Source organism: Trichocoleus sp. FACHB-262 (assembly GCF_014696035.1).
Taxonomy (GTDB): Bacteria; Cyanobacteriota; Cyanobacteriia; order FACHB-46; family FACHB-46; genus Trichocoleus.
Map to the genome: position 1 here is coordinate 45,798 of NZ_JACJPK010000034.1, position 12,920 is coordinate 58,717.

Here is a 12,920-nt window from a genome sequence, read left to right on the forward strand (position 1 = left end):
TAACCCCTAGCCCCTTCCCTGCGGGGGGAGGAGAATAGATACGTAGGGCGATCGCTTATTGTTTGGCATCGGAATCAATCAATATCTTGAGGCGTTGGGCATCGCGGATGGCGTGGCCTTCCGGATCGTTGTTGAAATAGACATAGACATTAATGTCCTGCGCCAAGAACGAGTGAATCTGAGCCGCCCAAGTTAGCAATTCGGCATCGCTGTAACCTGTACCTTCCTGACCAGAGTGCATCCGAATGTAAGTCCAGGGAGCGGTGAGGCAAATGTCTAAGGGAACAGTGGGACTAACAGGGAGACACAGCGCCACTCCTGCTTTTTCTAATCGTTGGTAAACTTCTGGAATCAGCCAACTAGTATGGCGAAACTCTAATGTGTACTGCTGTTGCGGATAATTCTGGAGCAAGTCTAAAAATGGTTGTAGGCGATCGAGGTTGAGGTGCCAGGTGTGAGGAAACTGGAACAAAATCGGCCCCAGCTTTTCTTGCAGACCGCTAGCTCGCTCCATTAAGCGTTCTAAGGGCTCCTCAGGGTCTTTCAGCTTCTTCATGTGAGTGAGATAGCGGCTGCCCTTAACGGCAAATAAGAACTTGTCTGGAGTTTGGGTCCGCCAATGCTCAAACACCGATCGCTCTGGTAAGCGATAAAAGGAGAAATTGACTTCTACGCTAGGAAATTGCTCTGCATAGAAAGGTAACTGTTGCTCACCAGGCATTTGCGCTGGGTAGAACAATCCCATCCAATGTTTATAGACCCAACCACTGGTGCCAATTAACAACATGAGTTTCAATCGATTCGGCTAGCTTGGCGATCGCCAACTTTCCTTTTATGCTCTCCTATTAGACATCTCCAACCAACAAAGTATCTCTAGCGCGAGGGTTAGATAAGAATTCATAACCCCTTTCCAAACGGAGAGGGATTTAGGGAGAGGCCTGAAGGATAGAGGGCGATCGCACGGTTACAGCCCCTCCTCTAACTCCTCATCTTTGAAGAATATATTTTGTTTTGTGGCAAAGCCCGTAAGAATCAAGTTCCGCAGCGCTGACACCTCTTCATCTATTTTTTGCGCGTTATTTTCGTATTTTGTTGCTACGGTAGACAAATTGATATTTTTCATCCGTTGAGCCATTTGGCGTGAGAGCGTCACTTTCTCCTCCAGAGCTCGCACAGCCGACCATAAAGTATTTTCTATATTCTTAGTCTGCTCAGACAGAAAGATATTCGCTGTAAAAGCGTGCCCTATATGGCAGCGAAACCGCAGTAAATCCCCATCACCAATTTGCCAAATACTGCCGTTACACTCAGGACAGCTATAGGTTGTACGCTGTCCAATCTTCTCAACATTCTCTAGAAACTGCTGCGTATTCATCTGCTGTTCAGCAATACTAGATTCAAACTCTATTTCTTGAGTGATTGGATACGTTTTCTCCTCCGCTGCGGGTTCCTTGGTCAAAGACACCAATAATTCTGCAATCTCCGCCAAGCACAGGCAGTGGTCTACTGAGGCATACCTCAAGGCGCTGTTAGGCATGCTAGAATACTGTGCCTCGTGAGGATCTTGCACTATAGCAACTCCGCCCCGCTTTTTAACTGCTTGGAGACCTACAGTGCCATCATCCAGATAGCCTGTGAGCACCACACCTACGACTCTAGGACCATAGGCGCGCGCCGCTGAGCGGAACAAGGCATCGATCGCGGGTCTAAATCGATTCTCTTGCGGCCCCCGCACCACTCGCATTTGCCCTTGATACACCAACAAATGATGATCGGGTGGGGCAATGTAAATTCGCCCTTTTTGAAACTTCTCCCCATCTTGAGGGTGCGTAACTGGAAAATCACAAACATCTTCTAGGATGCTTGGCAGCAAACTAGGCTTATCTGGGGCAATATGTTGAACAATAAAGATGACAGCATTGAGGTCAGCAGGTAGGTTACCCACAATTTTGCTTAGTGCCTTCAGCCCACCCGCCGATGTACCAATCACAATGATGTCATGGCCGAACATAGGTACTTCTCATGGTGTTAACCGTCTACTGCTAATTCTAACCTTGGGAGCTCATACTTCTTCAGTCGCCAGGTATCCCACCTCCGGCGATCGCTTTAAGATTCCCCCAAAGATATTCTCAAGACAGTCCTAACTATTCCGCGATAGAGTTGACGTTTGTTCTAAGGCTAGTGCGATCGCTGCAATTAAAGTTTCTGGCTCAACGGGTTTAGCCAAATGTTGTTGAAAGCCAGCCGACAATACTTTTTGGCAATTGTCTTCAGTGGCATAAGCGGTGAGGGCGATCGCTGGCAGATCTCGATTTGGCCGAGAAGAACGAATCTGCCGAATTAAAGCATAGCCATCCATCTCCTGCATCCCAATATCACTCAGCAATACATCAAAATTGGATTGGCTCAGAGCTTGCAGCGCTGCTTGCCCAGAAGTGACAGCAGTAACGGCTGCACCTGCTTCTTCTAGGGCAAAAGTGATGAACTTTAGCGTAAAAGGCTCATCATCTATGACCAAAACCTGGGTGCCTGCCAAACTCTGCGCTCGGTCGGTTGATGAGTTAGGAGCCTCCGTTGGGGAAGTGTGCGGTATGAGGGGAAGCCGCACTGTAAAAGTTGCCCCTTTGCCTTCTCCAGCGCTGTTGACTGTAATGGTGCCCCCATGCGCTTCTACCAACTGCCGCGAGATGGATAGGCCCAGCCCCAAGCCACCAAATTGCCGTGTAATTGAACTGTCTTGCTGACGAAACCGATTAAATACGAACGGTAAGAACTCTGGATGAATTCCCTGCCCACTATCGGTAATCGTGATTTGAGCATATTGCTCAACTTGCTTCAGTTCTAACTGAATGTGACCTTTGTAAGGGGTGAATTTAATGGCATTTGAAAGCAGATTCCAAAATACTTGTTGCAGTCTGCCCGTATCACCAATGGCTGGCTCAACCGTTGGGTCTAGTTTTGTCTCTACTCGAATAGATTTTGCTTCCGCAGACAAACGCACCGTTTCTAACGCCGCAGTAATGGGGGTTGCCAATGATACTGAAGTGAGATTGAGAGTTAATTTACCTTGGACAATCCGAGAGAGATCGAGCAGGTCGTCTACGACTTGAGATTGGCGTTTCGCACTTTGCTCGATCGCATCTAACGCCTCTTGGCGCTTGGCTTCTGACAGCTGCTTAGTTCTCAACATCTTAGCCCAACCCAAAATGGGTGTCAGGGGAGTTCTTAGTTCATGAGAGAGCATCGCCAAAAATTCATCCTTGGTCCGATTCGCTGCTTCTGCTTCATTCCGCGCAGCTTGCTCTTGCTGTAATAAATGCTCTCGTTCTTGCTCTAAGCGTTTGCGATCGCTAATATCTCGTTGAATTGCTACAAAGTGGGTAATGGTTTGCTGAACATCCCGAATCGGCGTGAGGTTCCACTCCACATAATATTCGGTTCCATCCTTTCGGTAGTTGATTGCCTCACCGTGAAAAGGTTCTCCATCAATCAAATGCTGGCGTAAGTCTCGAAGCAGCTGGCGATCCGTATCAGGGCCTTGGAGTAACCGGGGAGTTTTGCCAAGCACCTCCTCGCTGGCATAGCCAGTCATCTCGCTGAAGGCTGGATTAACGTAAACGATTTCTGGCCCTGGCGGATCAACATGGGCCGTGGTAATGATAATGGAGTCGCGCGATTGCTGTACAGCAGACAGAAGCAGGCGAATGGCTTCCTCAGCAACTTGCAAATCTCTTAAAGCTGCGGTCAGCCTCTCCAGGGATTCTGTCAATCGGCTTTTTTGCAGCGATGGCAGTTGGGTAGCATCCTCTTGGAGTTCTGCTACTCGTTGCTGCACATCGTGAATCTGTTCAATAAACTCGTCCCCGTTCACGTAGATCCCTTCGTCCCATTACTTCACCTTTATTGTGAACACTTAAACGGATGAAAGTATTGATACATAGGGAGATTTAAGCAATTCTTAAGTCCATCAATTTTCCAGCTAATGACTGATTGCTGAGATTAGGCAGTCTAGGCAATATCAACTTCTGATTTGAGGCGCAGCACTGGAATTTGAGCGCACTCTGCTGTTTGTAGCTTCGCGATCGCTCTAACCCAATTTCTAAGCAGTTGTGGGGCAAAGTTGATAGAGCACGATGGTTACAAGTTGGATCAAACCTTGAGACTAGAAGCACACTTTACGGCTTGAAGGGCTTGCTCACGAATTTCTTTGGCTTGCAAAGTGCTAGCGACTTTCAAGGCTTGGGTGGGTTGCTGGAAGCGAGCATACTGCACTGCGATCGCCGTTAGTATACTGCCCCGGTCATCGGATGCCTCTATGACAGTTGCGCCATCGGTTCCGAAGCGATCCACCCGTGATTCCTCACCAGGAATGGTTTGGGCAACACGGAAGGCTTGCGCCAGAATTGGCAAGGCTTTGTCTACTTGTTGAAGTTCCCCGTAGCGTTGGGCGATCGCCAGCAGCATTTGAGTTTTGCGATCGGCAGCGGTGATTTGATCTACCACTGGCAACACCAAATCAAACCGATTCTGTTTCAGTAATGCAGTAGCGCTGCTTTGTAATCGGGCAACCCGAATTTCTGGGTTTTTAGTCGCTTGAGCCAATTGTAAAGCGCCGACATATTGCTCGGCTGCCATAAAGAGGGCGAAAGGATTGGGGTCTGGAGGTGCGATCGCTGGATCGCTCATATTGACATCCAGTTGGCTGACTTGCTGAAGCAATCTGCGAGTGGGTTCTGCTTGGTTGCTCTGAGCGTAGACGAGGGCAATCAGCGCTAAAGATTGGGGTTTGAAGCGATCGCGTTCGAGGAGATCGCCTCCTTCGCGTTTAATTCGCTCGTCGTAGGCTCGCAGCAATGGGTCGAGACTTTGTAAAGTTTGCTGGAGCAATTCATTCGCCCATTGGGTTTCACCTTGACGGTGAGCCTCACGGGCGATCGCGGTCATTAGCTTAACCTGTAATAAAGGGCGATCGCTGATGGGCAACTGCTTCGCCCACTGAAGGGCTTGACGGTGCTGTCCTGACTGGGCGTAAGCAGTGGCCATTTTTACTACCCGATCATCTTGTAGACCGTAATCCAGGGCGGCAAGGCGAGGCCATTCCTGACGAACCCAGTCAAACTGTTGCGTATCCATCACCAGCTGCAGCAAGCTCGGTGACACCAACTGCCGATCCCAACTTGGCGGCATCGCTTGAATGGTGCGGAGCCGCTCAGATAACAGTTGCCGCACTGAGTTGGTTTGCCCAGCTTGTGCATAGGCGATCGCCACAGCTCTAATAGCTTCAGTCTGAGACCCTTTCAGCGCAGTTTTGGCTAACTGGAAAGCTTCATCTCGCTGCCCCACTTGCAAATAGGATTCCACGAGCGCTTTTAGCAAAGCTTCCTGGGCAATCGAATCGCGTGCCACCGTGGGCGATTGTGCGAGTTGCACCGCTTGGCGTAGCAGTTGAGTGGCTTTTTGAGGTTGTTTGGCTTGGCTATAACCAACGGCGAGTTTTCCCAGAGCCAATCCTTTTTGTACAGGCGTGGCGATCGTTTGAGCCAGTTGTTCGGCGGTGTTAAGGTTTTGAGCGGCAATGTAAGCTTCTACCACGCCACGCTGAGCAAAAGATTGGGACTCAGAATTTTTAGGCAATCTAGCAACGGTTTGATTGGCTTTCGCATAGTCGCCAATCTGAGCGTAGATGGCTGCTAGTCGAGGCCAAAGTGCGGCTTGCAGAGACTCAGACGTGTTGGGTGGAATCTGCTTCATCGCTTGCTCAACTTGAGCTAAGACTGCCTGAGCCGTTTGGGCTTGGTTCTTACTGGCAGCACTGCCCGAACTCAGCGCCGCATAGCCTGCTGCCACATCCGTAAGGGCTTGGGCTGTAAAAATGGGGCCTTGAATCGAGCGAGCTGCCTGCTGTGCTTGGCTGAGTGCCAATTTTGCCTGTTGAGGCTGACCCAGCTTTACATAATGATGGGCGATCGCGGCTAAAGCTCTGGTTTTGACAAAACTATGGCTGGCGGTGAGGCGATTGGTGAGCTGCAAGAGCTGGTCTAGCAGTGGCTGTATGGAAGCAGATGACTTTTGCATCTCCGCTTGCTGCATCAACCGCTGTAACCGTGAAACCGAATGTCCTTCGTAGGGATCTAAAAGCCATTGCTGAATTAGTTCTGCTTTACCAGCATTGCTCAGTTGGAGGGCATTAGGGAAGGCTGCTTGCAAGTAGCGAGTTGCAGCTTTTGTATTTCTGTTATCTAACTCAATACGGGCTTGATCCAGAAGTGTTAAAACTTCATTGTCCTGTGGCGCTGCCAAATTGCAGGCTGCGACTGGAGGCAGTTGAGCGATCGCTTGGTAACTAGGGAGCGCAAGATTTTCGGCAATGGTGATCGTGAGGACGCTAAGAGAGAGCCAGAATTGGAACCAACGAGACATGCTGTGAGTCTTGGGGTAAGAGGAGAGTTGTAGAAGTAGACACAACTCCCACAGCTACCGTTCCCCATTAATTACCCATCCCCGGAAGTTGGAAAGTTTGGTGAATGCCAGCTGCAATCTGTTGAAATACCTGACTCGCCAAGGCGTTGGGGTCTGCGCTCGCAATCGGTTGGCCTGCATCTCCGCCTTGACAAATCGGAGCCGCGATCGGTACTTCTCCGAGTAAAGGCGCTTGCAACTCAGCCGCTAACTGCTGGCCACCGCCACTGCCAAAAATAGGGGTGCGATCGCCACAACTACCACAAACCAAATAACTCATGTTCTCGATAATGCCCAACACCGGAACTCCCACCCGCCGAAACATATGGATACTCCGGCGGACATCAGCAACCGCAACCTGCTGCGGAGTCGTGACCAACAAGACACCCCGAATCGGACTCTCCTGAATAATCGTGATTTGGGCATCTCCGGTACCAGGGGGGAGATCGATCAATAAATAATCTAACTCGCCCCACTCTACCTCTTGGATAAATTGGGTAATGATTTTGTGGAGCACAGGCCCGCGCCAAGCCAAGGGATGATCGGGTTCTGCTAATAGCCCTACTGACATTACTTTGATGCCGTGGGCTTCTAGAGGGATAAATCGCTGCCCTGCTGGAGTCTCCACAATCTGTACTTCTGTCTGGTTTAGCCCCAACATCTGCGGAATATTAGGACCGTAGACATCAGCATCCAAAATTCCAACCTTCGCTCCTTGTTGGGCCAGTGCTGCTGCCAAATTCACCGACACTGTTGATTTGCCTACGCCTCCTTTGCCGCTAGAAATCGCCAGTGTAGTTTTTACGCCTGGAATTGTGCAAAGCTGAACATAGAGTTTTTTGCACCAAGTTAAATCAGACAAACGCGATCGCACCTTGGCTTCTAGTTCCTGTTGATGAGTCCCAACATACAGCCGCAGATAAACATAATCCTCCACAATGCGGAGATTGCGCACCATACCCAGACTGACAATGTCATTCTGCAAAACAGGTTCTACTACCTGTTTGAGGCGAGCCACTACCTCTGATTGACGTGCCAGCAATGATGGATCAGGAGCAGCTTCAGGGGGTGCTTCGGCGAGACTAGGAGAACGAAAAGGAGAAGAGTGGCTAGACATTAGGAATCGCGTTGAGGGAGTTCTGAATTTTTTGGATAGCTCGTTGGGCGTAGATGCATACATCTCTGTCTGGATCATCTAGCGCCTGATTCAAGGGATTGATGGCCGCAGGATGCAATAGGTTGCCCAGAGCGATCGCCGCTTCTCGCCGCACATCAGAACACTCATCCGCTAAGGCCCTAACTAAGTCAGGCATCACCTGTTCATCAGGTGTCTGCTGAAGTGCTTGTGCCACAGCCTTTCGTACCTGCCAATGTTCATCGCTCAAGGCTTGCTGAAGCGTTGGGGTAGCGGCTGGTGCTGCATGAATTGCAAGAGACTTAGCTGCATTGCGGCGTACCTGCCAATCAGCATCAGTCGTCAGAGCTTGGCTCAACAGAGGCACCACTTCTGCATCAGCCAAATGCCCTAAGGTCAAAGCCGCCGCTCGTCGTACCGTTTCTGATGCATCTTGTAGGAGTGCCAAAGCAGGCTGGCAGCGATCGACTTGGTTTAGATAGCGCAAGGTCGTAATTGCTGCTTCTCGTAGTTCTGGTAGCTCGGCAGCAAAAAATGGCAACACATAAGGAAGAGATTGCACATCATGAATTTTGCGCAGCAGCACCAGCGCATGGAACTGTAGGTTAGTATCCTTTTGCTGCAAAGCATCCAGCAACAACAGTAGATGATCGGGAGAAACCAACTCGCCTAAAGCTGATTGCGCCTCCTCTCGAATTTCCTCATCAGGAGAAGTCAAACAACTGATTAGTGCTGGCACTGCGGCTGGATTGGCCAGTTCCCAAAGCGCTGTTACTGCCAATTTTTGTACCACAGGACTTTCATCTTGCAATGCTGTCATTAGTGGCATGAGAGCTTCTTCGTCACCCAAATGTTGCAGAGTTTTAACAGCTACCAAGCGATCGCTTACCTCAGGCGATCGCAACATCTCCAACCACGGCTCTAGCTCTTGATTCGTCTCTACAGACATCTCTCTTCCTTACCTTAACAAGAATGGAATTTTCACAGTGATCGCATTGGTGGGGCACTCCTTCTCGCAAGGTAAGCAGAACCAACACTCGTCATATTTCATGTAGGCTTTCCCTGTTTCAGGGTTTTTCGCCAAGACATCCAACGGGCAAACCTCAATGCAAGCTGTACACTTTTCCAAGCACTTCGACTCATCCACAATCACAGGCACATCTACCCGTTGTGTCGCTAACGCCATATAATATATTCTCCAAACTTACATTCCATTTCTCTATTTGTTGCTACAACTCTTAAGTAGCCACCTTTTCTATGCTTCACTTACGCTGTCGAACCTTTTTTGGAGGGAGTTTGAGGGATGCAACCGTCCCTCAACGGGGGTTTGGGGGCGAGTGCCCCGAGGCTCGGTTTCAACGAACCGCCACATCATAAACTTCTCGTTCCAAATCTACCTGCACCACATAAGGTTCTACAGGCCGCTTGAACAGATTCATCTCCCCTGTCTCATCTTGCTGCACAATGACATGGCAGAACCACTCTTCATTGTTCTTTTCTGGGCAATCTACGCGATAGTGATACAGACCCCAGCGGCTCTCGCGCCGATACAAAGAAGCTCTTGCCGCCATCTCTGCACAGTCGCGGATAAAATGAACCTCCATACAGCGCATTAATTCATGGGGATCGCGGGCTCCCATTTGGTCTAGGGCTTCGTGATAACGCACAAAATGTCTGAGGCCAATCTCCATTTTGTGATCTACTTTCGGAGGTTGCAGATAATCATTCACCAAGCGGCGTAGCTTAAACTCTACTTGCGTATGCGGGATACCGTCGGGGCGGCTTAAAGGAGCGTAGATGCGCTGTCTCTCGGCTTCCAGAAACTCTTGATCAGGCTCAACATGCTCTAAATCTTGGCCGTATTCCACGGCGTTGGTACCTGCCAAGCGACCAAAGACAAAGGCTCCAATCATATAGTTGTGAGGCACACTCGCCATGTCCCCCGCCGCATAAAGGCCAGGTACCGTGGTTTCAGCTTTTTCATTTACCCGGACACCAGAAGCACTATGACCGCTGCACAGACCAATCTCGGAGATGTTCATTTCGACTCCGTGGGTGCGATAGTTTTCACCTCGCCCCTCGTGAAATCTCCCTCGGCTAGGACGCTCATTCGCCCAAAGAACCGATTCAATCTCAGAAATTGTGTCCTCATCTAAGTGAGTCATCTTGAGTTGCACAGGGCCTTTACCAGAGTTCAGTTCCTTCCAAACCTCCAGCATCATCTGGCCACTCCAGTAGTCACAGCTAATGAAGCGATGTCCTTCTGCATTAGCGGTATAAGCCCCAAACGGGCTAGCTACATAAGCGCAGGCGGGGCCGTTGTAATCCTTCATCAAAGGATTGATCTGAAAACATTCGATGTTGGATAGCTCGGCACCTGCATGGTAGGCCATTGAGTAGCCATCCCCCGCATTGGTGGGATTCTCGTAGGTGCCATAGAGATAACCAGAAGCAGGTAAGCCCAAGCGCCCACAAGCCCCAGTACAGAGGATGACAGCCTTGGCTTGAATCACCACAAAATCACCATTGCGGACATCAAACCCAACGGCTCCGATCGCCCGACCGTCTTTGACTAAAATCCGCGTAGCCATGACGCGATTGGTGACTCTGGCCTTGTGACGCTTTACTTGGCGAGCCAAAATCGTCTTTAAGTCTTTTCCTTCAGGCATCGGCAACACATATTTGCCCACCCGATGCACTTGCTTCAAGTCGTAGTTGCCTTGAGCATCCTTTTGAAACTTAACGCCCCAGCTTTCTAGTTCTTGAATCGTTTCGTAACCGAGTTTGCCCGTTTGGTAAACCGCTCGCTGATCGAGAATGCCATCATTGGCGATCGTAACTTCTCGCACATATTGTTCTGGTGTGGAGTGACCCGGAATCACAGCGGTATTGACGCCATCCATTCCCATCGCGATCGCCCCGCTACGACGGATGTTAGCCTTTTCCAGGACTAACACATCTCCTTCCGGATTTGCTTGCTTAGCCTTGATCGCAGCCATTGTTCCCGCCGTACCGCCGCCAATCACTAGAACATCCGTCTTCAGCCATTGAGTATCCACTCAACCTATCCCTCTAGTAGCGATAATCTATTACTTCAGTAGTAAAAAACTGTCAGCAAGAATAACTTCAAAAGTTAGATCTTACTGAATCTCGAATAACGAAGAAACTAAAACTCATGTTTTCATTTTGAATCAAGAATCACTGTTTCTCTATCCACATTTTTTATTGACTGATAGAATACTTTGATATTGGCAAAATCAAGAAAATTTCAAATAAGGGTTGTGGGGCTGTGGAGGTTTATCAAGTTCGAGTTTTTCTGGAAGTTGCTCGATATTTAAGTTTTACTGAGGCGGCAGATACTCTGAACTTAACTCAGCCTGCGGTGAGTGCCAAAATTAAATCTTTAGAGTCAGAAATTGGCACTTCACTTTTTCATCGTTTAGGTCGCAAGGTTCAGCTTACAGAAGTGGGTCAATTTCTATTTACCGAAGGCCAAAAGCTGATTGATCTAGAGAACCATCTACTCAAGACGATTGAGGAAATTAAACAAGGAAAATTAGGTCAACTGAAGGTTGGCTGCACTACTGCGATCGCGGAACACTGGCTCCCAGAGGTACTCTTTCGCTATCGTCAGCAGTATCCTGATATTCAAACTCAGTGTGTTGTGTTTGATTCAGCCGAAAGTCTGCATCGAGCTTTAACGAGCAACCAAATTGATCTAGGTGTTTCAGAAATTGATTTGGGTGATTTTGCTGAAATCTCGGCTACAGCGATCGCCCCCATTCACTATGCTTTGATCGTGGCAACAAACCATCCTCTAACCAAACAGAAATGGTTAAGTTTAAAGGAGTTGCAAAAGCAAAGATGGGTGGTACTACCTGCTAGTTCTGCAAATCGTCTAGTTTTGGAATCTCGGCTAACCGAATTGGGGCGATCGCTCGCTGACTTTCCTCAAATTGAAACCGTTGATACTTTAAGCTTGGTACGGACTTATTTAACCCAAGGAAACTATGTAGGATTTGCTTCAGATTTAGAATTCAAGTCTGAACGACAATCCCGTATTTTGACGAGCATTCCGCTCCAAGAATTTCCTTTGCCAGGCAATGTATTTTTGTTGCTACCCCAGCGCTTAAGTCAGTCAGTTATACCACCCAGCGATCGCCCCAGTCGTAAATCTCCAAGCTTAAATCCGATCCAAAAGTTTGCGGCTCTCGTTCAACCCGCTCAAACTTCTACTTCTGAGTTAACGGCTGCGTCTCCTGCAACTGAACCCTCCGTGCGCCTGCGATCGCCCAGCTTAATTACGCGATCTCATCAAACTCACCACCCTGAAACGATCACCATTCGAATTGGGATACAGAATGCCACGATTCCCACGGTGACAGGAGGTTTAGTAATTCAGCGCTTGGGCTTGCTAGAACATTTCTTACCCAGGAGCGGTCGCTACAGTTCTACTCAATATCAAATTCAGTGGCAAGATTTCTCCCTGGGTGCCCCCATTATTCAAGGGTTACAGTCAGGGCAACTAGATATTGGCTTATTGGGTGATTATCCTTCTCTGCTCAGTGCCACGTCTCCCTTAGACTCTCCTCATCCAGTCTCTAAAACTCGCTTGGTCAGTTTTGTCTCAGCTAATCCAGATGGCTCTTGCAATGCTGTGATTGTGCCGCATGAATCTAAATTGCAGAGTGTAGAAGATTTGCGGGGGCGAGTGATTGCGGTTCCCTTCAGTTCCTCCGCTCATGGCATGGTGATGCGATCGCTCCAAGCGGCTAATCTTTTGTCAGACGTAACCATTGCCGCACTCGATCAAGCAAACTTAAATCGTCCTTTCCAACACCCAACCAAACTCGCCGATGGTTATGCTCACTTTGCTCCCTTCCACGCGATCGCTTGCCAGCAAGGAAAGTTCCGCTATCTGTTGGACGATGACTTAAGCGGTCTCCCGGCGTTTCATGCTGTCGTAGTGAGCGAAGTCTTAGCAGAACGACATCCAGAGATCGTGATTGCTTACTTGAAAGCCTTGCAAGCGGCTCAATATTGGTGCGCTAACACCTCTGCGGCTTTACCCTTGATTAGTCGTTGGACCCAACTTGATGCCGAAATCATTGTGCAACTGCTCAGCAGTACCTTCCAGAAGCAACAACCAGGACGTTTCTTTTCAGAAATGACCATTCGGCCTGATTGGATCGCTCAACACATCGCGCAACTCAGCTTGATTCCAGGGAATGAGAGCCTAAAAGCGATCGATCTCAACCAATGGGTTCAACCTGATCTCCTTCAAACCGCCAAAGCTCGGCTCTAAGTTACCCTACAGCACACCAAA

9 protein-coding genes are annotated in these 12,920 nt (G+C 49.1%); 1 reads left to right on the forward strand and 8 read right to left on the reverse strand.

From position 1 onward, the window contains the following. Positions 1-55: 55 nt before the first annotated feature. The 8 genes from H6F68_RS06650 to H6F68_RS06685 all read right to left on the reverse strand — a co-directional run bounded on the left by H6F68_RS06650 (position 56) and on the right by H6F68_RS06685 (position 10,653). Positions 56-787, reverse strand: a complete 732-nt coding sequence (locus H6F68_RS06650; RefSeq protein WP_190557528.1) for a DUF72 domain-containing protein — start codon at positions 785-787, stop codon at positions 56-58. Between the two features lie 177 nt (positions 788-964). Then, positions 965-2,011: a chemotaxis protein CheB gene (locus H6F68_RS06655; RefSeq protein ID WP_190557530.1), complete on the reverse strand. Its 1,047-nt coding sequence runs from the start codon at positions 2,009-2,011 to the stop codon at positions 965-967. Positions 2,012-2,140: 129 nt separating this feature from the next. Beyond that, the gene (locus tag H6F68_RS06660; protein ID WP_190557532.1) at positions 2,141-3,871 is read right to left on the reverse strand and encodes an ATP-binding protein; all 1,731 of its coding nucleotides are present in this window, start codon (positions 3,869-3,871) and stop codon (positions 2,141-2,143) included. 278 nt (positions 3,872-4,149) lie between these two features. After that, positions 4,150-6,420: a hypothetical protein gene (locus tag H6F68_RS06665; protein ID WP_190557534.1), complete on the reverse strand. Its 2,271-nt coding sequence runs from the start codon at positions 6,418-6,420 to the stop codon at positions 4,150-4,152. Between the two features lie 67 nt (positions 6,421-6,487). Next, complete coding sequence (locus H6F68_RS06670; protein WP_190557536.1) at positions 6,488-7,576, reverse strand: Mrp/NBP35 family ATP-binding protein; 1,089 nt, start codon at positions 7,574-7,576, stop codon at positions 6,488-6,490. Next, positions 7,569-8,543, reverse strand: a complete 975-nt coding sequence (locus tag H6F68_RS06675) for a HEAT repeat domain-containing protein (RefSeq protein ID WP_190557538.1) — start codon at positions 8,541-8,543, stop codon at positions 7,569-7,571. Before H6F68_RS06675 ends, H6F68_RS06670 begins: the two co-directional genes overlap by 8 nt. 9 nt (positions 8,544-8,552) lie before the next feature. Further along, a complete protein-coding gene (locus tag H6F68_RS06680; RefSeq protein WP_190554764.1) occupies positions 8,553-8,780 on the reverse strand; it encodes a ferredoxin family protein in 228 nt (75 codons plus the stop codon). Positions 8,781-8,949: 169 nt separating this feature from the next. Beyond that, positions 8,950-10,653, reverse strand: coding sequence for a fumarate reductase/succinate dehydrogenase flavoprotein subunit (locus tag H6F68_RS06685; RefSeq protein ID WP_190557540.1), 1,704 nt, complete (start codon positions 10,651-10,653; stop codon positions 8,950-8,952). 230 nt (positions 10,654-10,883) lie between these two features. Here H6F68_RS06685 and H6F68_RS06690 point away from each other — a divergent pair, with 230 nt between their 5' ends. Continuing rightward, the gene (locus H6F68_RS06690; protein WP_190557542.1) at positions 10,884-12,899 is read left to right on the forward strand and encodes a LysR substrate-binding domain-containing protein; all 2,016 of its coding nucleotides are present in this window, start codon (positions 10,884-10,886) and stop codon (positions 12,897-12,899) included. Positions 12,900-12,920 lie beyond the last annotated feature (21 nt).